This is a genomic window from Nocardioides asiaticus (genome assembly GCF_040049175.1).
GTDB classification, from domain to species: Bacteria; Actinomycetota; Actinomycetes; order Propionibacteriales; family Nocardioidaceae; genus Nocardioides; species Nocardioides cheoyonin.
Genome location: NZ_JBDZDM010000004.1, coordinates 300,562 through 325,574 on the forward strand (window position 1 = coordinate 300,562; position 25,013 = coordinate 325,574).

Sequence of the window (25,013 nt, forward strand, 5' to 3'; positions counted from 1 at the left end):
CGCCGGGCGGGTCACCGATCGGGCGTGGACACCCCGATCCAGCTCACGGTCGACGGCGAGTCCCACACCCTGACCGTCGACACCCGGACCACCCTCCTCGACGCGCTGCGCGAGCGGCTCGGCAACACCTCGCCGAAGAAGGGCTGCGACCACGGCCAGTGCGGCTCGTGCACGGTGCTGGTCGACGGCCGACGGCAGCTGACCTGTCTCGCCCTCGCGGTGTCGTACGACGGCGCCGAGCTCACCACGGCCGCCGGGCTCTCCCCCGGCGGCCTGCATCCGATGCACGAGGCGTTCCTCGCCCACGACGGCTACCAGTGCGGCTACTGCACGCCCGGCCAGGTCTGCTCGGCGGTGGGGATGCTGGACGAGGCCGCCCACGGCAGGCCCAGCCACGTGACGGACGACCTCGCCGAGCCCGCGTCGGTCGAGCACCTCACCGACACCGAGATCCGCGAGCGGATGAGCGGCAACCTCTGCCGCTGCGGCGCGTACGCCGGCATCCTCGCGGCGATCCGGGAGGTGGCGGAGGCGTGAAGGAGCTCGGCTACGTCCGTCCCGCCGACTCCGCCCAGGCGGTCGCGACCGTCGCGCCCGACCCGACGGCGCGGTTCCTGGCCGGAGGCACCAACCTCGTCGACCACCTGAAGCTCGGCGTCGCCACGCCCGAGACGCTGGTCGACGTCAGCCACCTGCCCCTCGATGCGATCGAGGAGGTCGACGGCGGCCTGCGGGTCGGCGCGAACGTCCGCAACAGCGACCTCGCCGCCCACCCCCGGGTGCGCGCCGAGTGGCCGGCGGTCGCCCGTGCGCTGCTCGCCGGCGCGTCCGGCCAGATCCGCAACCAGGCCACGACCGGCGGCAACCTGCTGCAGCGCACCCGCTGCGTGTACTTCCAGGACGCGACGACACCGTGCAACAAGCGCGAGCCGGGCAGCGGCTGCTCGGCGATCGGCGGCTACGAGCACTACAACGCCGTGCTCGGCGCGAGCCCCGCGTGCGTCACCGTGCACCCGTCCGACCTCGCCGTCGCGCTGGCCGCGGTCGACGCGACGGTCCTGACGCTCACCGCCGAGGGCGAGCGCCGGATCCCGGCGGCGGAGCTGCACCGGCTGCCCGGCGACGAGCCCGACCGCGACACGGTGCTCGGCCACGGCGAGCTGATCACCGGCGTGGAGCTGCCGCCCTCGGCGGCGGCCCGGCGCTCGACGTACGTGAAGGTGCGCGACCGCGCCTCCTACGCCTTCGCCCTCGTCTCCGTCGCGGTCGGCGTGGACCTCGCCGACGACCTCACCGTGCGCGACGTACGGATCGCCTGGGGCGGTGTCGCCCACAAGCCCTGGCGGGCCACCCGCGCCGAGGACACGCTTCGCGGGACGCGGCTCACCGAGGACGCCGTACGCGCTGCGGCCGGGGAGGAGCTGCGCGCCGCCGACCCGGGGCCGGGAGCGGCGTACAAGGTGCCGATGGTCCGCAACACGACCGCGCTCGCCTTCCGGCGGCTGGTGCCCGAGCTCGACACGACACCTGACGCGACTCCGGACTCGGAGGAGGGACGATGACCGACCTCGCCACGACACCGCTGTCGGCGAAGGTGATGGGGACGTCGCTCGCCCGGGTCGACGGCACCGAGAAGGTGACCGGCCGGGCGGCGTACGCCGCCGACCAACCGGTGCCGGCGCCGCTGTCGTGCTGGCTCGTGCAGTCGACCGTCGCGCGGGGACGCGTGACGAGCCTCGACACGAGCGCGACGCTCGACCACCCGGGCGTCGTCGCCGTCGTCGACCACACCAACGCGCCGCGGCTGGAGGACACGAGCAACGGCGAGCTCGCGATCCTGCAGGACGACCGGATCGGCTACCGCGGCCAGATCGTCGCGCTGGTCCTCGCGGAGACCTCCGAGGCCGCGCGCGAGGGCGCCCGGCTGCTCCGCGTCGAGCAGCAGGCCGAGCCGTTCGAGGCGGAGCTGCGCGAGGACAACGCGACGTACCGTCCCGAGCAGGTCAACCCCGCCAAGGAGACCGACACCGAGCAGGGCGACGTCGACGCCGCGCTCGCCGGGGCGGAGGTCGTGCTGGAGCAGACCTACCGGACGCCGTACGAGCACAACAACCCGCTCGAGCCGCACGCCACCGTGGCGTGGTGGGGCGAGGAGGACGGTCGACAGACGCTGACGATGTACGACGCCAGCCAGGGCGTGCACGGTGTCGCCTCGGTGCTCTCCTCGATGCTCGGGCTCGAGAAGGAGCAGGTCCGCGTGATGGCGCCGTACGTCGGCGGCGGGTTCGGCAGCAAGGGCGAGGCGCACTCCCACGTCATGGCCGCGGCCCTGGCCGCCCGGACGACCGCCGGCCGGCCGGTCCGGGTCGTCATGACCCGGCAGCAGATGTTCGCGCTCGCGGGCTACCGGACAGCGACCATCTCGCACCTGCGGCTCGGCGCCGACCGCGACGGCCGGCTGACCGCGATCGAGCACCGTGTCCAGGAGCAGAGCTCGCGGACGAAGGAGTTCGCCGAGCAGACGGCCTCACCGACGCGGATGATGTACGCCGCCCCGAACCGCCGCACCAGCCACCGGCTCGCGGTGCTCGACGTGGCGGTGCCGTCGTGGATGCGCGCGCCCGGTGAGATGCCGGGCATGTTCGCGAACGAGGTGGCGATGGACGAGCTCGCCGAGGCGTGCGGTCTCGACCCGATCGAGCTGCGCCGCCGCAACGAGCCCGACGTGGATCCCGAGACGGGCAACCCGTTCGACACCCGCAGGCTGCTGGAGTGCTTCGACCGCGGGGCGGCACGGTTCGGCTGGGCCGACCGGTCGCCGCAGCCGCGGACCACCCGCGACGAGGAGTGGTGGGTCGGGACCGGGGTCGCCTCCTCGACCTACCCCGCGATGCGGTTCCCAGGCAACGTCGCGCGCGTGGAGGCGGTGGAGGGCGGCCGGTACGCCGTCTCGATCGGCTCGGTCGACATCGGCACCGGCGCCCGCACCGTCCTCACCCAGATCGCCGCCGACGCCCTGGAGGTCGGCCCCGAGGCGGTCGACGTACGCGTCGCCGACACCTCGCTGCCGATGGCGACGGTCGCGGGCGGGTCCTCGGGCACCAGCTCGTGGGGCTCGGCGGTGGTCGCCGCGGCCCAGCTGTTCCGGGAGGAGCACGGCGACCGGCCGGAGCCGGGGGCGAGGAGCGAGGCGGGGGCGGCCCGCGGCGACGAGGCCGAGCGGTACTCCTTCCACTCCTTCGGCGCGGTCTTCGCCGAGACCCGGGTCCACCGCGACACCGGCGAGCTGCGGGTCGAGCGGCTCCTCGGCGTCTACTCGGTCGGCCGCGTGATCAATCCGACGACCGCGCGCTCGCAGTTCCTCGGCGGCCTCGTGATGGGGCTCGGCTCCGCGCTCCACGAGGAGTCGGTGCGCGACCCGCGGTTCGGTCACGTCGTGACCCAGGACCTGGCGACCTACCACGTCCCCGCCCACGCCGACGTACGCGGCATCGACGCGGAGTGGCTTGAGGACGAGACGCCGGTGTTCACACCGATGGGGTCGCGCGGCATCGGCGAGATCGGGATCGTCGGCACGGCCGCCGCGATCGCGAACGCCACCTATCACGCGACCGGGGTGAGGGTCCGCGAGCTGCCGCTGACCGCTGATAAGTTCCTGGCGTGACGATCGCGGTCACCGGGGTCACCGGGCAGCTCGGCGGACGGGTCTCGCGGCTGCTCGACGCCCGCGGGACGTTCCATCTCGCGCTCGCCCGCGACCGGCGCAAGCTGGCCGGGGTCGCCCACCTGCGCTTCAACGAGCCACGCTTCCCGGCGCCGTACGCCGACCACGCGGCGATGTCGCGCGCGCTCGCCGGCGCCGACACCCTGCTCCTCGTCTCCGGCCACCTGTCCGGGCGACGGCTGGAGGAGCACGCCACGGCCATCGACGCCGCCCGCTCGGTCGGGATCGACCGGGTCGTCTACATCTCGCTGCTCGGCGCTTCGCCCGACGCGACGTACGTCAACGCGCGCGACCACTTCGCCACCGAGCAGGTCCTCGCGGACAGCGGCCTCACCTGGACGGTGCTGCGGCCGTCGTACTACCCCCAGATGCTGCGCCGCTTCGCCGACGACGGCGTCGTGCGCGGCCCGGCAGGCAAGGGCCGGTGCGCCTTCGTGGGCCACGACGACATCGCCGAGGTGGCCGTCGAGGTGCTGCTCGACAAGACCGGCGCGTACGACGAGGCGGTGCTGTCCGTCACCGGGCCACAGGCGCTGAGCCTCGACGAGGCGTGCGCGGCCGCCGGCCTCGCCTTCGCCGACGGGCCGGCAGAGGTGCCGGAGGACCAGGTCAGCTGGTACTCCTCGATCGCGGACGGCTCGGTCGCCGAGGTCTCCGACGTCGTGCCGCGCGTGACCGGCCATCCGGCCCGCACGGTCACGGAGGTGCTGGCCGGGTCATGAGGGAGCGTGGCTCAGTCGGGCGGCTCGGGCGCGCTCGGCTCCTCGCCCGGCAGCGGCTCGGGCGCAGGGGGCACGTCCGGTGCCGGCTCGGGGTCGGGCACGGGCTCGGGCGCCGGGTCCGGGCGGGGAGGGACGACGTCCGGGTCGGTGGGCTCGATCGGTGGTGCAGTCATGCCTCCCCGGTATCCCGCCGGGCGGGCCGCATGTAGGGGCGGCATGGAGGGGTCAGGAGCCCCTGACCGCCTCGCCCTTCTTCTGCGCCGCCTCCTTGAGCGCGGCCTGGAAGTCGAGCATCCTCTGCTGGAGCCCGGGATCGGTCGCCGCCAGGATGCGTACGGCGAGCAGCCCGGCGTTGCGAGCGTTGCCGATCGCGACCGCCGCCACCGGCACCCCGGCCGGCATCTGCACGATGGAGAGCAGCGAGTCCATCCCGTCGAGGTACTTCAGCGGCACCGGCACCCCGATCACCGGCAGCGGCGTCACCGCCGCGAGCATGCCGGGCAGGTGCGCCGCACCACCGGCCCCGGCGATGATCACCGACAGCCCGCGCTCGTGGGCCCGCTCGCCGTACTCGATCATCTCCGCGGGCATCCGGTGGGCCGACACCACGTCGGCCTCGTAGGCGACCCCGAACTCCGCCAGCGCCTCCGCCGCCGCCTGCATCACCGGCCAGTCCGAGTCCGAGCCCATCACGATGCCCACCTGCGCGCTCATGGCGCCGAGCCTATCGGGGCGCGCGCGCTGCTCTCGCTGCCGTAACCACGCCCGGCCTCCCGCGTTTTCCCGACGAGCCCTGCGACATCCCCCACCACCAGGAGCGCTCGTGCGTGCGACTCGGCGTACCTTCATCACCGCCGCCGGCACTGCCGCGGCCGTGGCCGGGTCGGGCGTCTCGCGCGCCGCGGCGGCCGCCATCCCCCGCTCCACCACCCATTCCACCCCCCATTCCACGGAGCACCACCGCGTCGTCGTGGTCGGCTCCGGCTTCGGCGGCAGCGTCGCGGCGCTGCGGCTGGCCCAGGCGGGCGTGCCGGTCACCGTGCTCGAGCGCGGCAAGCGCTGGCCCACCGGCCCGAACGCGGACACCTTCCCGACGCTGCACCCGCCGGACAAGCGCATCCTCTGGTACGGCACCTTGCCCGAGGGCGCCCGTGCGCTGCAGACGCTGCTCGGCACGCCGCTGGGCCTCGAGCCGTACGTCGGCATCGTGGAGGCCATCGCCGGCGACAACATGCTCGCGCTGGTCCCGGCCGCCGTTGGTGGCGGCTCGGTGGCCTATGAGGGCGTCTCGCTCCAGCCGACACCCGCGGTCTTCGCGAAGATCTTCCCCGCCGACCTCGACTACGACCTGCTCGACCGGGTCCACTACCCGCGGGTGGCGCAGATGCTGCAGATCGCACAACCGCCCGACGAGCTGATCGATGCCGACCCCTACTACGCGGCGCGCTACTTCCGGGACAAGTCGCTCGCCGCCGGGTACGACGTCCAGAAGCTGTTCATGCCGATCGACTGGTCCTATGCACTGGCCGAGCTGCGCGGCGAGATGAAGCCGTCGTACACGAACGGGGACTGCTTCCTCGGCGTCAACAACGGCGGCAAGCACTCCCTCGACGTCACCTACCTCGCGCAGGCGGAGGCGACCGGCCGCTGCACGATCGCGGACCACCACAACGTCACGTCGGTGGCGCGGGCCGCGGACGGCAGCTGGGTGGTGCAGGCCGACCGCACCGACGACAACGGCACCACGCTCGAGACGAAGACGATCACCACCGGCACCCTCATCATGGCCGCCGGCTCGACGGGCACCTCCCGGCTGCTGGTGGAGGCCCAGGGCACAGGGTCGATCCCGGACCTGCCCGACGCTGTCGGCGAGGGCTGGGGCACCAACGGCGACCGGATCTACGTCTGGACCGACCCGTTCACCGACTTCGGCGCCACCACCGGCGGCCCGTGTGTGTTCGGCTCCTTCGACTGGGACGACGCCTCGACGGTCAACACGATCGTGCAGGCGGCGATGCCGCCGATGCTGACCAGCACCAACGTCGTGGACCCGCACTCGATCATGGTGATCGGCTACGGGTACTCCGAGGACCGCGGCCGGTTCGTCTACCAGCCGCTGACCGGGAAGGCCCACCTGAAGTTCCCGTTCCTCGGCGACAACGGGAGCTTCTCGGTGATCAACGAGCGGATGCACAAGACCGTCGGGCTCGACGGCGTACTCACCGACGTCGGCGCCGTGCTCCCCAACACCTGGCACAGCCTCGGCGGTGCCGTGATGGGCCCGGTGTGCGACACCGTCGGCCGAGTGCACGGCCAGCGCGGCCTCTACGTCCTCGATGGCGCGCTGATCCCCGGCTCGTCCGGCGCGTGCAATCCGTCGATGACGATTGCGGCGGTCGCCGAGCACGCGCTCGACGTGCTGATCCGCCAGGACGTCGGCACGGTGATCTGACCGCAGCTGAGGCCGGAGACGTCGGCCGGCTGCCGGCTGCTACTCGCTGTCGTTGCCGAGGTCGCCGCGGAACCACGCCGCGGCGTGACGGGCCCGCTCGAGGCAGTCGTCGAGGTCGTCGCCGTACGTGTTGACGTGGCCGACCTTGCGGCCCGGCCGCAGCTCCTTGCCGTAGAGGTGGACCCGCAGGTGCGGGTCGCGCGCGAGCGCGTGCGGGTAGCCGTCGTACAGCCGGCCGACGTCGGGGGTCTCGCCTCCGAGGATGTTGACCATGACCGACCAGCGGGCGCGGGGCGCCGGCGAGCCGAGCGGGAGGTCCATGACGGCGCGGAGGTGGTTCTCGAACTGCGAGGTGACGGCGCCGTCCTGGGTCCAGTGCCCGGTGTTGTGCGGACGCATCGCGAGCTCGTTGACGAGCACCCGGCCGTCGACGGTCTCGAACATCTCGACCGCGAGGATGCCGGTCACGTCGAGCTCCTTCGCGATCGTCAGCGCGATCTGCTGGGCCTGCCCGGCGAGCTCGGGCGCGAGATCGGGCGCAGGCGCGATCACCTCCCGGCAGATGCCGTCGACCTGGAGGGTGTGGACGACGGGGTACGCCGCTGCCTGGCCGCTCGGGGACCGGGCGACGATCGCGGAGAGCTCACGACGGAAGTCGACCAGCTCCTCCGCCAGGATGCGGACGCCGCTCTCGGCGGCCACGCGGAGCGGCTCCTCGACGTCGGCGGCGGAGCGTACGACCCAGACGCCCTTGCCGTCGTAGCCGCCGCGGGTCGTCTTGAGCACGCACGGGAAGCCGAACTCCTCGACCTCGGCGACGCTCGTCACCACCGCGTTGCGCGGGCACGGGATCCCGAGCCCACCGAGGCGCTCCCGCATCACGGCCTTGTCCTGCGCGTGGACGAGCGCGTCGGGCCCGGGGCGTACGGCGAGGCCGGACTCCTCCAGCGCGTGCAGGTGCTCGGTAGGGACGTGCTCGTGGTCGAAGGTGACCACGTCGCAGCCCTCGGTGACCTTCTTGAGGGTGTCGAGGTCGCGGTAGTCGCCGACCAGCTGATCGGGGATGACCTGGGCCGCCGACACCCCCTCGGCCTCGGCGAGAAGTCGGAGCGGGAGTCCGAGCGCGATGGCCGGCTGGGCCATCATCCGGGCCAGCTGGCCGCCGCCGATGACGGCGAGGGTCGGGGCGAGGGGCACGCCCAAGATCCTATGGCGGCGGGCAGGCCGGAGCCGATTCGGCACCGCCGCCCGGGCGACCGGCGCGTCAGGACGCGACGGTCTCCTTCTCGAAACGCAGGCCCTTGCCGCGGATCGTCGTGATCAGGTGGGGCCTCCGGCTGTCGTCCCCCAGCTTGCGCCGCACCCAGCCGAGGTGGACGTCGATGGTCTTCGACGAGGTGTAGAAGTTCGCGTGCCACACGTCGCGCATGAGCTCGTCGCGGCTGACGATGTCGCCGGCGCGCCGGATGAGGGCGTGGACGAGGTCGAACTCCTTGCGCGAGAGGGTGATCTCCTCGTCGCCCCGCCAGGCGCGCCTCGTCGCCGGGTCGAGCTTGATGTCTTGCACCTGAATCACGGCGCGAGCGTAGGTCTGGGTAAAGCCCACAGGCAAAGGTTTGCCCGAATCGGCCACTGGCCGATTCGTGCCAATCCCTTCCTTTGCTAACACTTACCCCACCGGGTATCCGACCTGCGGCGATCGGCGGCGCGTCGGCGACCGCGCGCTCAGTGCCGGCGTACGGACACCGGCTCGACGATCCCGAACCCCCGCACCGGCCGGGCGGCGAGCCGGCGGGTGTCGAACTCGGCGGACGGCAGCAGGGCCGCGGTGGCGTCGTCGACGATCACGCGGTTGCGCCGGGCCACGGCGGTGAGCCGGGCGGCCATGTTGACCGGCGGACCGAACACGTCGCCGAGCCTGGTGACGACGGAGCCGGTGGCGATGCCGACACGTACGTCGGGCATGCGCGGGTCCTTGCCGATGACGTTGATGATCCCCTCGGCGGTGTCGTACGCCCGGATGGGGTCGGTGTTGACGAAGAGGACGGAGTCGCCGAGGGACTTGATCACCCGGCCGTGCTGGACGGCGACGACATCGGCGCAGCGGGACTCGAAGAGCTCGACCAGGTCGCCGATCCTCTCCTCCGTGAGCGTGTTGGAGAGCGCGGTGAAGGAGACGATGTCGGCGAAGCCGACCGAGAGCTGGGTGGTGCCGAGCTCGTCAGCGCCGGCGAGCGACGCCTCGACCCGGGCCAGGGCGGCCCGGATGTGGCGCCGCCAGGCGTAGACGAGCAGCTCCTCGAACGGTCCGCTGAACTCCTCCGCGACGCCGACCGCGGCCTGGAGCAGGTCACCCGAGCCGCGTGGGGACTCCTCGTCCTGCTTGAGCCCCTCGACGCGGTGCAGCAGCGCCGAGACCTCCCAGTCCGAGAGCCGCGCCATCGTCTGGCCCATCCCGCGGGCGAGGTTCACGGAGAGGTCGAAGTCGATGATGCCGTCGTCGACGACCGCCTTCAGCGTCCGCACGGCCACGACGTCGTCCTCGTCGAAGAACGGCTCCTCGTCGGGCACCTCGGGGAAGCCGAGGGCGCGCCAGAGCCGCTTGGCGAGATCGACGCTCAGGCCGGCACGCTCGGCGACCTGGACAGCGGTGAGGGCATTCTGCTGCGGCTCAGACACCTTCACCCTGACCACTCGGGTCGTGGAGCTCGTGGAGCAGCTGGTTGAGGCGGCGCTGCACGTCCTCGACGTGCGGGATGTCGTGGAGGGTGACCTCACCGTCGGTGCTGGCGTCGCTGATCATCAGCGTGCCGCAGCCGAGCATCCGGTCGACCAGCCCGAACTCGTACTCCACGTCGCTGATCCGCGTCAGCGGGATGTCGTGGCCGGTGCGGGTGAGAACGCCGTGGCGGGTGATGAGGCGCCGGTTGGTGATGGTGTAGGACGCCGCGAGCCACTGCACGAGGGGCCTCAGGAACCACCACAGGATCCCGACGGCGGCCAGGACCCAGACGATCCACCGGACCGCGGCGCTGCCGATCTGTACCTGCACGAAGACGGCGATCGCGAGCAGCACCACGAGCGCGAGGAGCGGCAGGAGCAGCACCTTGGCATGCGTGCGGGTGCTGACGACGACCTCCTCGCCCGGGTTGAGGAGCTTGCTCGAGATGGCCACGGGCAGATCATGTCACCTCCCCGTCGGGCGCCGGTGCACCCCGTAGGTGCACCACGTCGCCGGCGCCGACCGCCACCGGGTCCGTGCCGCCGTCCGGGACCACCTCGAGCCGGCCGGAGGCGTCGATGCCGGTCGCCGTCCCCACCAGGTCGCCGCCGGGAAGCTCCGCGCGGACGTACCGGCCCACGGTCACGCTCAGCCCGAGGTAGGCCTCGGTCAGCGCCTGCGGGCGCTCCCGCCAGGCGGCGTACGACGTCGTCAACTGCTCCAGCAGCGCGTGGAGCAGCTCGGTGCGGTCGACCGGCGCCCCCTTCTCGAGGGCGAGCGAGGTCGCCGTCGGCACCGGCAGCTCGTCGGCGGCGAGCGAGGTGTTGAGTCCGATCCCGACGACCGCCGCCGGCCCGACGGGCGAGTCCACCCGCTCGACCAGGATGCCGCACACCTTCCGCCCGGAGATGAGCACGTCGTTCGGCCACTTCAGCCCGGCGGCGTACCCCTGTCCCCGCAGCGTGTCGGCCACCGCGACGCCGGTCATCAGCGGGAGCCACGGCCAGCGCTCGGCGGGTACGCTGTCGGGCCGCAGCAGCGCCGAGACGGTCAGCGCCGAGCGGGCCGGCGTCGACCAGGCCCGGTCGAGGCGGCCGCGGCCGGCGGTCTGGTGCTCGGTGGTGACGACCAGTCCCTCGGGCGCCCCCTGGCGGGCTCGCTCGGCGACCACGGCGTTCGTCGAGGGCGTCTCCGGCAGGATCTCGACGTCCCACCCGCTCACGGCGGCCAGCCGTACGGCGTCGAGTGGTGGGCGTCTCATCGAGGCATCGGGCACGCCCACTAGATTGTCAGTCGTGACTGCGCAGCCAGACGCCACCCCACGGCCCGACATCCACACGACCGCCGGCAAGCTCGCCGACCTCGCGGAGCGGCTCGACGAGGCGATCCACGCAGGGTCCGCGAAGGCCGTCGAGCGACAGCACGCCAAGGGCAGGCAGACCGCCCGCGAGCGGATCGAGATGCTGCTCGACGAGGGCTCCTTCCAGGAGCTCGACGAGCTCGCCCGGCACCGGTCGACCAACTTCGGGCTCGAGCGCACCCGGCCCTACGGCGACGGCGTCATCACCGGCTACGGCACGATCGACGGGCGCCAGGTGTGCGTCTTCAGCCAGGACTTCACCGTCTTCGGCGGCTCGCTGGGCGAGGTCTACGGCGAGAAGATCACCAAGGTCATGGACCTCGCCATCAAGACCGGCTGCCCGCTGATCGGCATCAACGAGGGCGCCGGCGCCCGGATCCAGGAGGGCGTGGTCTCGCTCGGGCTCTACGGCGAGATCTTCCGCCGCAACGTCCATGCCAGCGGCGTCATCCCGCAGATCTCGCTGATCATGGGCAACTGCGCGGGCGGCCACGTCTACTCCCCCGCCGTCACCGACTTCACCGTGATGGTCGACCAGACCTCGGCGATGTTCATCACCGGGCCCGACGTCATCAAGACGGTGACCGGCGAGGACGTCACGATGGAGGAGCTCGGGGGCGCGCGGACGCACAACACCAAGTCGGGCAACGCCCACTACATGGGGGCCGACGAGGAGGACGCGATCGACTACGTCAAGGCGCTGCTCTCCTACCTGCCGTCCAACAACCTCGACGAGCCGCCGGCCTACGACGCCGGGCCGGATTTCGGGGCGGCGGACCTCGAGATCACCGACCTCGACCGCGAGCTCGACACGATCATCCCCGACGGCGCGAACCAGCCGTACGACATGCACGAGGTGATCGCGCACGTCGTCGACACTGATGATGACGGGGTTGGGGAGTTCCTCGAGGTCCAGCCACTTTACGCACCTAACATCGTCGTCGGCTTCGCCCGCATCGAGGGCCGCCCGGTCGGCGTGGTGGCCAACCAGCCGATGCAGTTCGCCGGCACCCTCGACATCGACGCCTCCGAGAAGGCCGCCCGCTTCGTCCGCACCTGCGACGCGTTCAACCTGCCGGTCCTCACCTTCGTCGACGTCCCCGGCTTCCTGCCCGGCACCGACCAGGAGTGGAACGGCATCATCCGCCGCGGCGCCAAGCTCATCTACGCCTACGCCGAGGCGACCGTCCCGCTCGTCACGATCATCACCCGCAAGGCCTACGGCGGCGCCTACGACGTGATGGCGTCCAAGCACCTCGGCGCCGACATCAATCTCGCCTGGCCGACCGCGCAGATCGCGGTCATGGGCGCCCAGGGCGCGGCCAACATCATCCACCGGCGCGAGCTGCAGGCGGTCGCGGACGCCGGCGGTGACGTCGAGGCCCGCCGGGCGGAGCTCATCGACGAGTACGAGACCACCCTCGCCAACCCCTACATCGCCGCCGAGCGGGGCTACGTCGACGCCGTCATCCCGCCCCACGAGACCCGCGCCGAGGTCGTCCGCGCGCTGCGGCTGCTGCGCACCAAGCGCGAGTCGCTGCCCCCGAAGAAGCACGGGAACATCCCGCTGTGAGCACCGAGAGCGAACCGACACCGGCCGACCAGCCGCTGCTCAGGGTCGTGAACCCCGACGCCACGCCGGAGGAGGTCGCGGCGATCGTGGCGGTCCTCTCCGCCCTGGGCGGCGCCGAGGCACCGCCACCGAGGAAGCCGCGGTCGCTGTGGGCGGCTCCCCGGCCTCGTACGCCGCTCCACCACGGTCCCGGCGCCTGGCGGGCCTCCGGCCTGCCACACTGAGGTCAGCCGACAGCAAGCTGGTTCGGGGGGGATCGGATGCGCGTGTGGCCCGTCTCGGTGGCCTGGGTGCTCACCCGCGGGTTCGTGCTCGTCCTGCTCTGCACCCAGGAGCGGATGGTCACCGGTGACGTGACCTACTACGGCGGCAGCCTGGCCGCGCTGTACCACTACCACGTGGCCGGCACGCTGACCGAGTACCCCGTGCCGGCTCTGCTCCTGCTCTGGCTGCCCTACGCGCTGCTCGGGCTGGTCGGCCACGTCGGCGCCTACGTCGCCGTGATCGCAGCGCTCGGCGTGGCCACCGACCTCTTCTTCCTCGTGATGCTGGTCCGGGCCCGGGAGTGGCGCCCGGAGCAGCCGCGGACCTACCTGGGCATCACCGCCGCCGAGTGGGTCTGGCTGGCGGCGGCGCCGGCGCTGGGCGCCACGACGTACGCCCGGTTCGACCTCGTCCCCGGCATCCTCGTCGGACTCGCGCTGCTGTACGCCGTCCACCGGCCCGGCGTGGCGGCGGCGTTCGGAGCGGTGGCGACGGGGGTGAAGTACTGGCCCTTCCTCGTCCTGCCCGCGCTCGCCGCGCCACGCACCGGCCGGCGGCGGGTGGTGGCCACCGTCGCCGTGGCCGGCGTCGTCCTGGCCGCCGGCAGCCTCGTCGCGGGCGGCTGGCACCGGCTTTGGACGCCGCTGACCTACCAGAGCGACCGCGGGCTGCAGATCGAGTCGGTCGCGGCCACCCCCGCGATGCTCGCGTGGGCGAACGGCGCCGACGGCTACACCGTCACCTACACGACGTGGAAGGCGTACGACGTCGGCGGGCCGGTCGTGGGTCCGCTGCTCGTGCTCGTCTCGGTCGCCGCGGTGCTCGCGCTCGTCCTCGTCGCGGCCGGCTGGGCGCTCGCGTGGCTCCGGCTCCGCGACGCCCCGCCCGCCCGGAGCGTCGAGCCGCTGGTGTGGCTCGTGCTCGCCTCGGTGACCGGGTTCGTCGTGACCAACAAGGTGCTCAGCCCGCAGTACCTCCTGTGGCTGCTCCCCGCCGCCGCGGCCGGCGTACTCCTCCTCGACGGGCGACCCGGCCTCCGTGCCCTCCTGACCTGGTCGGCGCTCCTGCTGGGCGCCGCCGCGCTCACGCACGAGGTCTTCCCGCGCCACTACGGCTACGTGCTCGGCCGCTTCCCCGGCACCGGCCTGTACGTCGGCCTGCTGGCCGCACGCAACGTGCTGCTCGCCGGCCTCTTCGCGTACGCCGCCTGGCGGGCCGCGCGCCTGCTGGTGCCGCCGCGGGTGCCCGAGGCGGCGCGGCGGCCGGCGCTCGCCGACGACTGATCCGCGCCGAGCGCTACGGCTTCGTGCAGACGCCCTCGAGGACCGAGGCGACGTCGGGCATGATCGGCGCCCCGGCGAAGAGCGGCCGGCAGTCCGCGGAAGTGAGCCTGCTGACCGAGTCGGAGTCGTGGATCCCGTCGTCGCATCCGCCGTAGTAGACGTACGCCGTCGCGGGCACCCCGCCGCCGGCGCGGTTGAACCTGAGCTCGATCGCCGAGCGACTCGCGGTCGCCGGGCAGCCGCTGCCCTGGTCGGGGCCGCTGCCCGACGGCGCCGCCGCGATGCCGCGCAGCAGCCCACCCATCTCGGAGCCGGTCAGCCGGCGAGAGGCGACCAGCCCGGCCCCGTCGGAGCCGCGGAGGTACTGGCACACCGAGACCGACGACGGCGTGAGCCGGGAGGCGCTCGCGGCGCTGCTCGGTGTCGCCTGCTCGGCCGCCTGCACGTCGGAGGTGGCCGGGCAGCCGTTCTGGTCGACCTCGAACCGCGTCGTCGACTCCTTGATCCGCGCGGCCAGATCGGCGTCGGCGGTCCGGGTCAGGAGCGAGAGCTGCACGCCGCCCACCGTCCACCGGGTGAGGGTCCAGCCGCGGTAGCTCCAGGTGCCGTCCCGCGTCGAGGAGCCGTCCGACCCGCTCGCGCCGGTGGATCCCCCGGCCGTGCCGGCGCTGCCTGCCTCCACCCCACCGGCACCGTCGTCGTCGGTCCGGGCGAACGTCAGGTAGGGCTGCCACAGCGACAGCGGCAGGTTGACGAACTCCGCGGGCACGTCGGGCCGCGGGTCGGGGCAGGCGATCATCGGCATGACGAAGAAGCTCGGGTCGAGCCCGACGTACGGATGGCGCGGGGCGTTGTCCCAGGTGTCTCCCGGCTTCTGCACGCACTCCGGCTTCGACGGCGCCTGGGCATAGCTCCACGACGACGGGACCTGGACGGCGACGTCGTACCGCGAGACCCACTGCATCCCCGACGCGGCGTCCGGCAGGACCGCGGCGACGCTGCGGCCCCCACGCAGGTTGCTCCGGCCCTTGCCCGCCCCGTCCGTCGCGAGCGAGCTGCTGCCCTGCTCGGAGCCGGCCGTGCCGCTGCCGCCTCCGCCGCCCCCGGCGAGGACGGCGGTGGTGATGCCGGCACCGCCGATGACGACGACCGCGGCGGCCGCGGCGGCGAGCCAGGTGCGCCGCCGGCGTACGGGTCGCGTCGGGGCGGCGAGATCGTGCGGCTCGATGTCGCCGGCGTGCTCCTCGAGGGCCGCCCGGAAGGCGCGCTCCTCGCGCTCGAAGCCGGGATCGGGCTGGTCAGTCATGGGAGGCACCCTCTTCAGGCGGCTGGGCGAGCTGCTGGCGGAGTCGGGCGAGCGCCCGGTGGACGTGGGACCGCGCGGTGGCCTCGGGGCAGTCCAGGACGAGCGCGATCTGGGCGAAGGAGAGGTCCTCGTAGAAGCGGAGCACGACGGCGGCGCGCTGCGTCGCGGGCAGTGTCTGCACGAGCTGCCACGCCTCGTCGGCGTCGTCGAGCCGCTCGGTCGCGTCCGGCGTGTGCCGGCGTACGACGTGCTCGACGTCCTCGACAGCGACGAGGCGCCTGTCCTTGCGCCAGCGTGAGACCGAGCCGTTGACGATGCTGCGGCGCACGTAGGCCTCCGCGGTCCCGGCCTCGGCGAGCTCGGACCAGCGGGGCATGGCGTTGGCCAGCGCGTCCTGGACCAGGTCGGGGGCCTCGTCGGCGTTGCCGGTCACCAGGTAGGCGAAGCGCTGCAGCGCGCCCCCGCGCGCGGCCACCCACGCGCCGAAGTCGGTCCCCCGCCCGGCCCTGTCCTCGGGCAGGGTCTCCTCGGGTTCCGCCACGATCGGCACCTCCGGCAGAAGTCTCACACGACCTCTACGCCACGGCCCGCTGTCGCGTTGCAGCGGCGCGCGCTACTCGGCGATCCCGCGGGTCAGGAGCACCACGGTGACGAACGTGCGGAACAGCCGCAGCGGATCCTCGTCGCTCAGCTCGACGGCGACCTGGCCCGTGCGGCGTACGCCGGTGATCCAGGTGGCCATCTCGGCCAGGTCGGCGTTGCGGAACGTCACCGCCAGCGTGGCCGGCAGGTCGATCGCGGGCGGCTGCGCCTCGGCGAGCGACTCGACCGCCTTCTGCGCCTGGGCGCGGATCAGGTCGCAGGCCTCGTCGGGGTGCAGGCTGTCGGCGGCGAACCGGTTGAGCCCGGTCTTCACCACGGCGGGGTGTACGCCGGGCGAGACCCGGGCCGCCTCCTCAGCGGTCACCTGGTCACCGGTCACGAGGACGAGTGGTACGCCGTACGCCTTCGCCACCAGGGCGTTGATCCCCGACTCCCCCACGACCCGGCCGTTGAGGCTGACCTCGGCGATCGCGAGCGGGTTGTAGGTGTGCGACAGGGGCGATGCGGCCGACATCGAGCCGTGGTAGGAGACGAAGAAGATCGCGTCGAAGGAGTCGTCGAGCCCCTCCATCATGTAGAGCGGCTTGTGGCGGCCCGACAGGTAGCGGGCCCGCCCCGCCAGCCCGGCCGGGCGCAGGTTGCGCATCGTCGAGTGCGAGTCGTTGACCAGGAACTCGGTCGCGCCGGCTGCCTGCGCACCCTCGATCGCGGCGTTCACCTCGTTCTGGAGCAGCGTGCGGTAGTACTCGTACTCCGGCTCGCCCTGCCGGCACTGCTCCCACGCGACGACGCCGGCCGTGCCCTCCATGTCGGAGGAGATGAAGATCTTCACGCCCGACAGTCTGTCAGCAGGTGAACACTCGCCGACGCCCCTTCCCGGCCCCGCCGCCGAGTCCTAGCGTGGTAAGGCGCGCTGATCAGCGGCGATCGGCTGCAGACAGAGGAGATGGACGGCGATGGCGACCCTCAACCCGTATCTCAGCTTCCAGGGCGAGGCCAGGCAGGCACTGGAGTTCTACCAGTCGGCGCTCGGCGGCACCGTCACGGCGATGACGTTCGGGGACAACCCCGCCGGTCAGTCGATGGGCGTGCCGCCCGAGGCGGCCGACCTCGTGATGCACGGCCAGCTCGACCTCGAGGACGGCCTGGTCATCATGGCCGCCGACACGCCGCCGGGGATGGAGTACGTCGCCCCGACCAGCGGCATCACCGTCGCGATGACCGGCGGGGCCGATGAGTACGACCGGCTGTCCTCGGCGTTCGCCCGGCTCTCCGAGGGCGGCAAGCCCGGCATGCCCCTGGAGAAGGCGCCGTGGGGCGACTACTTCGGCCAGTTCACCGACAGGTTCGGCATCGCCTGGATGTTCAACATCGCCGGCAGCTGAGCAACCGGCCGCTCGAGCTCGTGCGAAATCCGCTCCGAGGCTACCCACGCGATGGCCTAGTCTCGCCCTCGTGACCCGACCTGTCGACGAGCGCACGGACCGCTTCGTCGAGGAGCTGTGCGCCCTCGACCCCCTGACCGCGACGTACGTCGGCGTGGCCGGCCACGAGGCCGAGCTGCCCGACCTCTCCCCCGACGGCTACGACGCGCGCGAGCAGCTGCACCGCCGGGCGCTCGCCGACGTGGCGGCGCTCGACCCGACCGACGAGCGCGAGCAGGTCGCGAAGGAGGCCTTCCTCGAGCGGATCGGTCTCGACGTCGAGTTCGCCGACGCGAACCTCGACCGTCCGTTCGTGTCGGTGATCTTCAGCGGCATCCACGAGCTCCGGGCGGTCTTCGACCTGATGGCCACCGACACCGAGGACGACTGGGGCAACATCCGCGCCCGCCTCGGCGGCCTCCCGGCCGCCGTGGACCAGTACCGCACGACGCTGACCGAGGAGGCGGCCGCCGGCCGGGTGGTCGCCGCGAGGCAGTACGCCGAGGTGGCCGAGCAGATCAGGGGCTGGACCGCCCAGCGCGGCGACGACGACGTGTTCGCCGGACTGGTGGACCGCGCCCCCGAGTCGCTGCCGGAGTCGCTGCGACACGAGCTGCAGCAGGCGGCGGCCGGCGCGTCGGCGGCGTTCGCCGACTTCGGCACGTTCCTCGAGACCGAGCTGCAGCCGCTCGGGAAGGAGAAGGAGCCGGTCGGCCGCGACCACTACGCGCTCGCGTCGCGGCGCTACCTCGGCGCGGTCGTCGACCTCGAGGAGACCTACGCCTGGGGCTGGCAGGAGCTCAAGCGGCTCTCCGACGACATGGCCGCGACCGCCGACAAGATCCTCCCCGGCGCGGGGGTGCAGGAGGCGGTGGCCCACCTGGACGCCGACCCGTCGACCAAGATCGCGGGCGCCGAGGCGTTCCGCGACTGGATGCAGCAGCTGGCCGACCGGACCATCGCCGAGCTCGCCGACGTCCACTTCGACATCCCCGATCCGGTCCGGCGGATCGAGTGCATGATCGCGCCGACCCACGACGGCGGGATCTACTACACCGGCCCCACCGAGGACTTCTCCCGGCCCGGCCGGATGTGGTGGGAGGTGCCCGAATCTGTCACGGAGTTCAGCCCGTGGCGGGAGAAGACGACGGTCTTCCACGAGGGCGTCCCGGGCCACCACCTGCAGGTCGCGCAGACCGCCTACCGCGCCGACCTGCTCAACCGCTGGCAGCGGCTGATGTGCTGGGTCAGCGGCCACGGCGAGGGCTGGGCACTCTACGCCGAGCGGCTGATGGACGACCTCGGCTACCTCGCCGACCCGGCGGACCGGCTCGGCATGCTCGACGGCCAGTCCTTCCGGGCCGCGCGGGTGATCATCGACATCGGGATGCACCTCGAGCTCACGATCCCCGAGGACAACCCGTTCGGCTTCCACCCCGGCGAGACCTGGACGCCGGCGCTGGGCCGGGAGTTCATGGGCCAGCACTGCCTCATGGACGACGCGTTCATCGACTTCGAGGTCAAGCGCTACCTCGGCTGGCCCGGCCAGGCGCCGTCCTACAAGGTGGGCGAGCGGATCTGGCTCGAGGCCCGCGAGGACGCCCGGGCGCGCAAGGGCGACGCCTTCGACCTCAAGGCGTTCCACCGCGCCGCCCTCGACCTGGGGTCGCTGGGACTCGACCCGTTCCGCGCGGCCCTCGCCCGGCTCTGAGGTCGAGTCCGGGGTCGTGGCCCGGCGAGTCGGGAGTTGTGGCGGGGTGACCACGGGTCAGGTGCGGCTGAGCCGGCAGGACGCCCGCCGGATCGCCTGCCGCGCCCAGCTCCTCGACGTACGCCGGCCATGGGCGCTGGTCGAGGTGGTCGACGAGCTCACCCAGATCCAGATCGATCCGACCGCCGCCATCGCGCCCAACGCCGACCTGGTGTGCTGGTCCCGGCTCGGCGACGCCTACGACCACTCCGACCTCACCAACGCGCTCGAGCGAGAGCGGTCGCTGGTCGAGCTGTCCTCGTTCATCAGGCCGATGGACGACGTCGGGCTGCTGCTGGCCACCGAGCCGCACCGGATCCACCCGACCGCGCTCGAGTGGGTGGAGGCCAACGCCGACTTCCGTGCCGACGTACTCGCCCGGCTGGACGGCGAAGGCCCCCTTACCGCGGCCGAGATCCCCGACACCTCTCAGGTGCCGTGGGAGTCGAGCGGCTGGACCAACGACAGATCCGTGGACCGGATGCTCACCCTGCTCAACCGGCTCGGCGAGGTCGCGATCAGTGGCCGCCGCGGCAAGCTCCGGACATGGGACCTGGCCGAGCGGGTCTACCCGGCCGACCTGGAGGTACCGGCCGCCGACGAGGCGCGGGCCCTGCTCGACCGCCGCCGGCTGGGCTCGCTCGGCATCGCGCGGGCCACCAGCAAGGGCAACGGCGGCGAGGAGCTGGGCACCGGCGGCCTCGGCGCTCCCTGCACGGTCGAGGGCGTCGAGGGGACCTGGCGGGTCGACCCGGACGCAGTCGAGGCGCTCGGGTCGCCCTTCGAGGGGCGGACCGCCCTGCTGTCGCCGTACGACCGGCTCGTCTACGACCGCGACCGGGCGCTCGACATCTTCGACTTCGAGTACGTCCTGGAGATGTACAAGCCGGCCGCGCAGCGCCGCTGGGGCTACTTCGCCCTGCCGATCCTGCACGGCGACCGGCTGGTCGGGAAGCTGGATGCCAAGGCTGACCGCAAGAAGGGGCTGCTCCGCGTCTTCGCCGTCCACGAGGACTTCCCATGGGACCCCGAGATCGGCGACGCCGTCGAGGCCGAGATCGACGCGCTCGCCGAGTGGCTCGGGCTGGAGATCAGCCGCTGACCCGGCCGAAGCGCGCGAGGTAGTGCCAGACCCGCTTCAGGGCCTGCGGGTCCTGCTCGGCAGAGCGCGCGGCGGCCCCGACGAGGTCGGGGGTGAGGACGCCGCCGCGCGGCTCGGCCAGCCGCTGCGCCAGCGCGACGTACTCCTCGCCGCGGTAGGTCGGGTCCAGCCCGTCGGTCGCGACCCGGAACCCGGGGTGGAACTCGACCGCACAGCCGAGGTCGCAGGCGGCCCGCTCGACCGGCGTGCCGCGGAAGCACGGGTCGAGCACGACCGCCTCCGCGTCCCGCACGAACCGCACCCCGCCGTGGACATGCGCCTCGACGTAGTCGTCCAGGTCGTCGTGACCGCTCGCCGCGGCGAGGGCGACCAGCTCGTCGATCAGCTCCGGGCCGCCGACCCGCTCGGGCTCGAACACGCTGTCCGGGAAGCAGAAGGTCGACCGCTGCACGACCTCCGGCCGCAGCCTGACGTACGCCGAGCCGAACCTCACCGACCCGCCGTGCGGCCGCGCGTGATGGTTCAGCGCGCCGTACACCGGCCGCCGGTGTGCCGGCCCGGCGTCGTACCTGCCGCCGAAGAGCCGGCTCTCCCAGCGCCACCGGTCGCCACCGTCGTACGCCGTCAGGCCGCCGTTGGAGGTGCCGGTCTCGAACTGGCTGCGATAGGCGCCGTCGCGCGCCATCGCCTCGATCACCAGCCCGCCGGCGCCCGTCCGGCCGGCGGGCCAGTCGGGGTGGAACTGCAGCGTGACACGCATGTGGACTAAGTTAGACTAAGTCCATGCCGACCACGGTCAACATCCACGAGGCGAAGACCCACCTCTCGCGCCTGATCGAGCGGGTCGAGCGCGGCGAGACGGTGATCATCGCCCGCGCCGGCAAGCCGGTCGCCGAGCTACGCCCGTCAGTCAAGCCGGACCTCGTCTTCGGCGGCCTGCGCGATGAGATATGGGTGGCCGACGACGCCTTCAGTCCCGAGGTGGACGCCGAGATCTGGCGCGGCACCGACTACGAGTACGAGCCGTGATCCTCCTCGACACGAACGCGCTCCTCTGGCTCGTCCTCTCCCCCGAGAATCTCGGCCCTCGCACGCGCGAACGCCTCATGGCGGCCGCGTTCGTCCATCATTCGGCCATCAGTCATGTCGAGATCCGGATCAAGCAGGCGAAAGGCAAGATCCGGGTCGGCGAGGACTTCGTCCACCGGCTGGGTGAGAGCGGGCTGCGGGCGCTCCCACTCACGGATGTCCATGCCGCCTCGATCGCCAGCATCCCCGAGCTGGAAGGGCACGACCCGTTCGACCGGATGCTGGTCGCGCAGGCCGCCGCTGAGGGGCTGGACTTCCTCACCGCCGACCGAAGGCTCCTCGCTCTCGGCTACGACTGGATCATCGATGCGCGGAGCTGACCGCCGCGGCGAACGCGCGCACGAGCGGGTGGACCGGCGCCCCGGCGGCGTCCGCCGACGGCACCCAGGTGGCCTCCACGCCGAGCTCCTCGAGCAGCCGCGGGCGCAGCGCGTTCAGCTCCTGGTGGCTGCGGTGGCCGCGGTCGTCCCCGAGGACTGCGATCCGGGTCATGAGCCCAGCCTGGCGAGCTCCTCGTCGACGACGGACGGGTCCAGCTTGCGGAAGATCGGCGTCGGCTTGCCGACCGCGGTGCCGACCGTGATCGGGTGGCGCCGCCAGGCGGGTGCGCCGGAGTAGTCGCCGGTGATGATCGGGTAGCCGGGGCCGCCGTCGAGGTCCTCGACGTCCTCGATCCGCGGGAGGGGGGCGACCTCGCCCTTGCCGCCGAGCGCCTTGTCGACCTCGTTGGCCGAGAAGGGCAGGAACGGCGACAGCACGAGGTTGAGGTCGGCGACGCACTGCGCCATCACGTGCAGCACCGTGCCCAGCCGGTCGCGGTCCTCCGGGTCCTTGGCGAGCTTCCACGGCTCGAGGTCGGAGACGTAGCGGTTGACCTCGCCGACCGCGCGCATCGCCTCACTGATCGCCTGCTTCTGCCGGTGCCGCCCGATCAGCGCGCCGACGGTCTCGAACGCGCCCTCCACGAGGTCGAGGATCGCCTGGTCGTCGTCGGTGAGCTCGCCCAGCGGCGGCAGCTCGCCGAAGTTCTTGGCGATCAGGGTGGCCGTGCGGTTGACCAGGTTGCCCCAGCCCGCGACCAGCTCGTCGTTCGTACGACGGACGAACTCGGCCCAGGTGAAGTCGCTGTCCTGGCTCTCGGGGCCGGCGACGGCGACGAAGTAGCGGAACGCGTCGGCCTGGTAGCGCGAGAGCAGGTCGCGCACGTAGATCACGATCTTGCGCGAGGAGGAGAACTTCCGCCCCTCCATCGTCAGGAACTCGCTGGAGACCACCTCGGTGGGCAGGTTGAGCTCGCCCAGCTCCTGCGGGCTGCCGCCCTTGGAGCCCTTGCCGTTGTAGGCGAGCAGCTCGGCCGGCCAGATCTGGGCGTGGAAGGTGATGTTGTCCTTGCCCATGAAGTAGTACGACAGCGCTTCAGGGTCGTTCCACCAGTCCCGCCACGCGTCCGGGCGGCCCTGCCGGCGGGCCCACTCGATCGAGGCGGAGAGGTAGCCGATGACCGCGTCGAACCAGACGTAGAGCTTCTTCGTCGGGTTGTCCTGCCAGCCCTCGAGCGGCACCGCGATGCCCCAGTCGATGTCGCGCGTCATCGAGCGCGGCCGGATCTCCTTGAGGATGTTCTGGCTGAACCGGATCACGTTGGGCCGCCAGGTGCCGGACCGCTCCCGGTCGTCGAGCCACTCGCCCAGCGCCTCCGCGAGCGCCGGCAGGTCGAGGAAGATGTGCTGGGTCTCGACGAACTCGGGCACCTCGCCGTTGATCTTCGAGCGCGGGTTGATCAGGTCCTGCGGGTCGAGCTGGTTGCCGCAGTTGTCGCACTGGTCGCCGCGCGCGCCGTCGTACCCGCAGATGGGGCAGGTGCCCTCGATGTAGCGGTCCGGCAGGGTGCGGCCGGTGGACGGCGAGATCGCGCCGTACGTCGTCTCCTCGACGAAGTAGCCGTTGTCCCAGACGCCGCGGAACAGCTGCTGGACGACGGCGTGGTGGTTGCGCGACGTCGTACGCGTGTAGAGGTCGTAGGTCAGGCCGAGCGCGGCGAGGTCCTCGGCGATGAGGCGGTGGTTCTTGTCGGCGAGCTCCTGCGGCGACAGGCCGGCCTCGTCGGCGGCGATCAGGATCGGGGTGCCGTGCTCGTCGGAGCCGGAGACCATGAGCACCTCGTGGCCCGCCATCCGCATGTAGCGGCTGAAGACGTCGGAGGGTACGCCGAAACCGGCCACGTGGCCGATGTGGCGCGGGCCGTTGGCGTAGGGCCAGGCGACGGCGCTGAGGACATGCCGGCCTCCGGCCGGTGGGACCTTGCTCATGGGCACGATCCTAGTGAGCCGCCGCCATCGGATATTCATCGGCGGCCGACGCGGACGCAGGCACGGGGGCTACTTGTTGAACTGCTGCTCGCGCGCCCAGACCCGCTTCCGGATCTCCGGCAGCATGTTGTAGAGCGCGGTCCCCGGGCACTCGGTGTCGTTGGTGTCCCGGTGCCCGTCGATCACCGGCAGCCAGACCGCGCGGCCGCGACGGTACTTGTCGCTCCCCGACGACCAGACCTTGATCTTCGCGGTGGCCCGGCGGTGGTAGGCGTCCAGCTTCCACGCCGCCAGCCGCACCAGCTTGGTGATGGCCACCTTCGGCGGCGGCTGGTTCTGGTAGTTGCCGATCATCGCCACGCCCACCGAGCTCTGGTTGAAGCCGAGGGTGTGGGCGCCGCGGACGAGCTTGCGGGGGCCGCCGCTGCGACCGACCCAGATCCGACCGAACTTGTCGATGAGGAAGTTGTAGCCGATGTCGAACCAGCCCAGGCTGTGGGTGTGGTAGCGGTAGATGCCGCGCAGGATCCCCGGCACGTCGCCCCGGGTGTAGCTGTTGGACGTCGCCGTGTGGTGGATGTGGATCTGCTTCTCCACATGGTTGTAGCGCACCGTCCCGTTCCGCCAGGACGGGTCGGCGCCCCACTGCTTGCGGCTGTAGAGCTTCGGGTACGGCGCCCGGGTCCAGTAGCGCCACGGCTTGATCCGCGGCGTCGTACGCCGGCCGTCGACGATCGACGGCGCGTCGACGTCCTGCTTGGGCCCGGTGGACATGAGGGTGAGCCGGAGGCGGCGCGCCGTGCCGACGACGGCGACCTGGAGGTCGCGGTGCCGTCCGGTCCACACCGGCTGCGTGCCGCTCCGCTTACCCTGCTCGGCAGCGCCGGGGAGGTCGGTCTGCAGCGGGATCTGGTGCCAGCCACGGAAGCGGCCGCCCTCGCGCCAACGGACGAGGATCCGGCTCGGCGCGTGGCTGCCGGTCCAGGTCACGCCGACCATCGAGAAGCCGGTCGTCCGCAGCGACGGCGTACGCCGGCCGTGCTCCGTCGGCACGCGCAGCCGCGGGGCGAGCCGCAGGTCGAGCTCCTTCACGCCACCGCCGGTGGGCTTCAGCTTCAGTACCGGCGTCTTCGCTGACGACAGTGCCGAGGCGGCCTCCAGCCCCACACCGGCCCCGCTCGGCCCGACGTACCCGATCGGCACGAGGGCGAGCAGGAGCGCGGGGGCGGCGCGAGGCAGGAGACGTCCCCGAGTCCGAGTTCTCGTCTGACCCATGCCCACGATCATCGACGATGAAGGCGTCCGAGTGTCCGGACCGACTGTTCTCGGT

At 72.3% G+C, this 25,013-nt stretch carries 27 protein-coding genes; 13 read left to right on the forward strand and 14 right to left on the reverse strand.

Annotated features, from left to right (window positions below; all coding sequences use genetic code 11):
• Positions 1-24: 24 nt before the first annotated feature.
• From ABLE53_RS16410 to ABLE53_RS16425, 4 genes are read left to right on the forward strand one after another with little or no spacing between them, the layout of a single operon-like run.
• A complete protein-coding gene (locus ABLE53_RS16410) occupies positions 25-537 on the forward strand; it encodes a 2Fe-2S iron-sulfur cluster-binding protein (RefSeq protein WP_348860118.1) in 513 nt (170 codons plus the stop codon).
• The gene (locus ABLE53_RS16415) at positions 534-1,562 is read left to right on the forward strand and encodes an FAD binding domain-containing protein (protein ID WP_348860119.1); all 1,029 of its coding nucleotides are present in this window, start codon (positions 534-536) and stop codon (positions 1,560-1,562) included. The genes ABLE53_RS16410 and ABLE53_RS16415 overlap by 4 nt, the downstream gene beginning before the upstream one ends.
• Entirely contained in the window at positions 1,559-3,664 is a 2,106-nt protein-coding gene (locus ABLE53_RS16420; RefSeq protein WP_348860121.1) for a xanthine dehydrogenase family protein molybdopterin-binding subunit, read from the forward strand. Before ABLE53_RS16415 ends, ABLE53_RS16420 begins: the two co-directional genes overlap by 4 nt.
• Entirely contained in the window at positions 3,661-4,446 is a 786-nt protein-coding gene (locus ABLE53_RS16425) for an NAD(P)H-binding protein (protein ID WP_348860122.1), read from the forward strand. The genes ABLE53_RS16420 and ABLE53_RS16425 overlap by 4 nt, the downstream gene beginning before the upstream one ends.
• Before the next feature lie 11 nt (positions 4,447-4,457).
• Here ABLE53_RS16425 and ABLE53_RS16430 read toward each other — a convergent pair whose 3' ends face one another.
• Entirely contained in the window at positions 4,458-4,619 is a 162-nt protein-coding gene (locus ABLE53_RS16430) for a hypothetical protein (protein WP_348860123.1), read from the reverse strand.
• Between the two features lie 52 nt (positions 4,620-4,671).
• A complete protein-coding gene (purE, locus tag ABLE53_RS16435; RefSeq protein ID WP_348860124.1) occupies positions 4,672-5,160 on the reverse strand; it encodes a 5-(carboxyamino)imidazole ribonucleotide mutase in 489 nt (162 codons plus the stop codon).
• 109 nt (positions 5,161-5,269) lie between these two features.
• Between purE and ABLE53_RS16440 the strand changes: the two genes are divergently transcribed.
• Positions 5,270-6,898, forward strand: coding sequence for a GMC oxidoreductase (locus ABLE53_RS16440; RefSeq protein ID WP_348860125.1), 1,629 nt, complete (start codon positions 5,270-5,272; stop codon positions 6,896-6,898).
• A 39-nt stretch (positions 6,899-6,937) separates the two neighbouring features.
• Here the strand turns inward: ABLE53_RS16440 and ABLE53_RS16445 are convergent, their stop codons facing one another.
• The 5 genes from ABLE53_RS16445 to ABLE53_RS16465 all read right to left on the reverse strand — a co-directional run bounded on the left by ABLE53_RS16445 (position 6,938) and on the right by ABLE53_RS16465 (position 10,881).
• Entirely contained in the window at positions 6,938-8,095 is a 1,158-nt protein-coding gene (locus ABLE53_RS16445) for a 5-(carboxyamino)imidazole ribonucleotide synthase (RefSeq protein ID WP_348860126.1), read from the reverse strand.
• Between the two features lie 67 nt (positions 8,096-8,162).
• Positions 8,163-8,474 carry a winged helix-turn-helix domain-containing protein gene (locus tag ABLE53_RS16450; RefSeq protein ID WP_348860127.1) on the reverse strand — a complete coding sequence of 104 codons (312 nt, stop codon included), beginning with the start codon at positions 8,472-8,474 and terminating at the stop codon, positions 8,163-8,165.
• Positions 8,475-8,623: 149 nt separating this feature from the next.
• Complete coding sequence (locus ABLE53_RS16455; protein WP_348860128.1) at positions 8,624-9,577, reverse strand: adenylate/guanylate cyclase domain-containing protein; 954 nt, start codon at positions 9,575-9,577, stop codon at positions 8,624-8,626.
• Entirely contained in the window at positions 9,570-10,073 is a 504-nt protein-coding gene (locus ABLE53_RS16460; RefSeq protein WP_348860129.1) for a PH domain-containing protein, read from the reverse strand. The genes ABLE53_RS16455 and ABLE53_RS16460 overlap by 8 nt, the downstream gene beginning before the upstream one ends.
• Before the next feature lie 7 nt (positions 10,074-10,080).
• Complete coding sequence (locus tag ABLE53_RS16465; protein WP_348860130.1) at positions 10,081-10,881, reverse strand: biotin--[acetyl-CoA-carboxylase] ligase; 801 nt, start codon at positions 10,879-10,881, stop codon at positions 10,081-10,083.
• A 34-nt stretch (positions 10,882-10,915) separates the two neighbouring features.
• On the opposite strand from ABLE53_RS16465, the gene ABLE53_RS16470 reads away from it, so the two are divergent.
• The 3 genes from ABLE53_RS16470 to ABLE53_RS16480 are packed head-to-tail and all read left to right on the forward strand — an operon-like array spanning position 10,916 to position 14,100.
• Positions 10,916-12,553, forward strand: coding sequence for an acyl-CoA carboxylase subunit beta (locus ABLE53_RS16470; RefSeq protein ID WP_348860131.1), 1,638 nt, complete (start codon positions 10,916-10,918; stop codon positions 12,551-12,553).
• The gene (locus ABLE53_RS16475; protein WP_348860132.1) at positions 12,550-12,777 is read left to right on the forward strand and encodes an acyl-CoA carboxylase subunit epsilon; all 228 of its coding nucleotides are present in this window, start codon (positions 12,550-12,552) and stop codon (positions 12,775-12,777) included. Before ABLE53_RS16470 ends, ABLE53_RS16475 begins: the two co-directional genes overlap by 4 nt.
• A gap of 36 nt (positions 12,778-12,813) precedes the next feature.
• Entirely contained in the window at positions 12,814-14,100 is a 1,287-nt protein-coding gene (locus tag ABLE53_RS16480) for a glycosyltransferase 87 family protein (protein ID WP_348860133.1), read from the forward strand.
• Positions 14,101-14,113: 13 nt separating this feature from the next.
• Here ABLE53_RS16480 and ABLE53_RS16485 read toward each other — a convergent pair whose 3' ends face one another.
• The 3 genes from ABLE53_RS16485 to ABLE53_RS16495 all read right to left on the reverse strand — a co-directional run bounded on the left by ABLE53_RS16485 (position 14,114) and on the right by ABLE53_RS16495 (position 16,841).
• A complete protein-coding gene (locus ABLE53_RS16485) occupies positions 14,114-15,406 on the reverse strand; it encodes a hypothetical protein (protein ID WP_348860134.1) in 1,293 nt (430 codons plus the stop codon).
• Positions 15,399-15,947 (reverse strand): SigE family RNA polymerase sigma factor, encoded by a 549-nt coding sequence (locus ABLE53_RS16490; protein ID WP_348860135.1) that lies wholly within the window; start codon positions 15,945-15,947, stop codon positions 15,399-15,401. The genes ABLE53_RS16485 and ABLE53_RS16490 overlap by 8 nt, the downstream gene beginning before the upstream one ends.
• 72 nt (positions 15,948-16,019) lie before the next feature.
• Positions 16,020-16,841 (reverse strand): M55 family metallopeptidase, encoded by an 822-nt coding sequence (locus ABLE53_RS16495; RefSeq protein ID WP_348860137.1) that lies wholly within the window; start codon positions 16,839-16,841, stop codon positions 16,020-16,022.
• A gap of 124 nt (positions 16,842-16,965) precedes the next feature.
• Here ABLE53_RS16495 and ABLE53_RS16500 point away from each other — a divergent pair, with 124 nt between their 5' ends.
• The 3 genes from ABLE53_RS16500 to ABLE53_RS16510 all read left to right on the forward strand — a co-directional run bounded on the left by ABLE53_RS16500 (position 16,966) and on the right by ABLE53_RS16510 (position 20,285).
• Positions 16,966-17,394, forward strand: a complete 429-nt coding sequence (locus tag ABLE53_RS16500) for a VOC family protein (RefSeq protein WP_348860138.1) — start codon at positions 16,966-16,968, stop codon at positions 17,392-17,394.
• A gap of 70 nt (positions 17,395-17,464) precedes the next feature.
• Positions 17,465-19,144 carry a DUF885 domain-containing protein gene (locus tag ABLE53_RS16505; protein ID WP_348860139.1) on the forward strand — a complete coding sequence of 560 codons (1,680 nt, stop codon included), beginning with the start codon at positions 17,465-17,467 and terminating at the stop codon, positions 19,142-19,144.
• 46 nt (positions 19,145-19,190) lie between these two features.
• On the forward strand, positions 19,191-20,285 hold the full coding sequence (locus tag ABLE53_RS16510) for a DNA glycosylase AlkZ-like family protein (protein ID WP_348860140.1): 1,095 nt from the start codon (positions 19,191-19,193) through the stop codon (positions 20,283-20,285).
• Here the strand turns inward: ABLE53_RS16510 and ABLE53_RS16515 are convergent.
• The gene (locus ABLE53_RS16515; RefSeq protein ID WP_348860141.1) at positions 20,275-21,045 is read right to left on the reverse strand and encodes a DUF3626 domain-containing protein; all 771 of its coding nucleotides are present in this window, start codon (positions 21,043-21,045) and stop codon (positions 20,275-20,277) included. The two genes, ABLE53_RS16510 and ABLE53_RS16515, sit on opposite strands and share 11 nt — an antisense overlap.
• Before the next feature lie 23 nt (positions 21,046-21,068).
• Here ABLE53_RS16515 and ABLE53_RS16520 point away from each other — a divergent pair, with 23 nt between their 5' ends.
• Together ABLE53_RS16520 and ABLE53_RS16525 are read left to right on the forward strand one after the other, a co-directional pair.
• On the forward strand, positions 21,069-21,314 hold the full coding sequence (locus tag ABLE53_RS16520; RefSeq protein WP_348860142.1) for a type II toxin-antitoxin system Phd/YefM family antitoxin: 246 nt from the start codon (positions 21,069-21,071) through the stop codon (positions 21,312-21,314).
• Positions 21,311-21,694, forward strand: coding sequence for a type II toxin-antitoxin system VapC family toxin (locus ABLE53_RS16525; protein ID WP_348860143.1), 384 nt, complete (start codon positions 21,311-21,313; stop codon positions 21,692-21,694). The genes ABLE53_RS16520 and ABLE53_RS16525 overlap by 4 nt, the downstream gene beginning before the upstream one ends.
• Here the strand turns inward: ABLE53_RS16525 and ABLE53_RS16530 are convergent.
• The 3 genes from ABLE53_RS16530 to ABLE53_RS16540 all read right to left on the reverse strand — a co-directional run bounded on the left by ABLE53_RS16530 (position 21,675) and on the right by ABLE53_RS16540 (position 24,958).
• Positions 21,675-21,866, reverse strand: coding sequence for a hypothetical protein (locus tag ABLE53_RS16530; RefSeq protein WP_348860144.1), 192 nt, complete (start codon positions 21,864-21,866; stop codon positions 21,675-21,677). The two genes, ABLE53_RS16525 and ABLE53_RS16530, sit on opposite strands and share 20 nt — an antisense overlap.
• A complete protein-coding gene (gene metG, locus ABLE53_RS16535) occupies positions 21,863-23,683 on the reverse strand; it encodes a methionine--tRNA ligase (RefSeq protein WP_348860145.1) in 1,821 nt (606 codons plus the stop codon). The genes ABLE53_RS16530 and metG overlap by 4 nt, the downstream gene beginning before the upstream one ends.
• 69 nt (positions 23,684-23,752) lie before the next feature.
• A complete protein-coding gene (locus ABLE53_RS16540) occupies positions 23,753-24,958 on the reverse strand; it encodes a peptidoglycan recognition protein family protein (RefSeq protein WP_348860146.1) in 1,206 nt (401 codons plus the stop codon).
• Between the last annotated feature and the right edge of the window lie 55 nt (positions 24,959-25,013).

Excerpts from the sequence above, each read along its gene's own strand:
- ABLE53_RS16420 (WP_348860121.1), top strand. The coding sequence starts at position 1,559 with ATGACCGACCTCGCCACGACACCGCTGTCGGCGAAGGTGATGGGGACG.
- ABLE53_RS16430 (WP_348860123.1), bottom strand. The coding sequence starts at position 4,619 with ATGACTGCACCACCGATCGAGCCCACCGACCCGGACGTCGTCCCTCCC.
- purE (WP_348860124.1), bottom strand. The coding sequence starts at position 5,160 with ATGAGCGCGCAGGTGGGCATCGTGATGGGCTCGGACTCGGACTGGCCG.
- ABLE53_RS16465 (WP_348860130.1), bottom strand. The coding sequence starts at position 10,881 with ATGAGACGCCCACCACTCGACGCCGTACGGCTGGCCGCCGTGAGCGGG.
- ABLE53_RS16480 (WP_348860133.1), top strand. The coding sequence starts at position 12,814 with ATGCGCGTGTGGCCCGTCTCGGTGGCCTGGGTGCTCACCCGCGGGTTC.
- ABLE53_RS16485 (WP_348860134.1), bottom strand. The coding sequence starts at position 15,406 with ATGACTGACCAGCCCGATCCCGGCTTCGAGCGCGAGGAGCGCGCCTTC.
- ABLE53_RS16500 (WP_348860138.1), top strand. The coding sequence starts at position 16,966 with ATGGCGACCCTCAACCCGTATCTCAGCTTCCAGGGCGAGGCCAGGCAG.
- ABLE53_RS16515 (WP_348860141.1), bottom strand. The coding sequence starts at position 21,045 with ATGCGTGTCACGCTGCAGTTCCACCCCGACTGGCCCGCCGGCCGGACG.
- ABLE53_RS16520 (WP_348860142.1), top strand. The coding sequence starts at position 21,069 with ATGCCGACCACGGTCAACATCCACGAGGCGAAGACCCACCTCTCGCGC.
- ABLE53_RS16530 (WP_348860144.1), bottom strand. The coding sequence starts at position 21,866 with ATGACCCGGATCGCAGTCCTCGGGGACGACCGCGGCCACCGCAGCCAC.
- metG (WP_348860145.1), bottom strand. The coding sequence starts at position 23,683 with ATGAGCAAGGTCCCACCGGCCGGAGGCCGGCATGTCCTCAGCGCCGTC.
- ABLE53_RS16540 (WP_348860146.1), bottom strand. The coding sequence starts at position 24,958 with ATGGGTCAGACGAGAACTCGGACTCGGGGACGTCTCCTGCCTCGCGCC.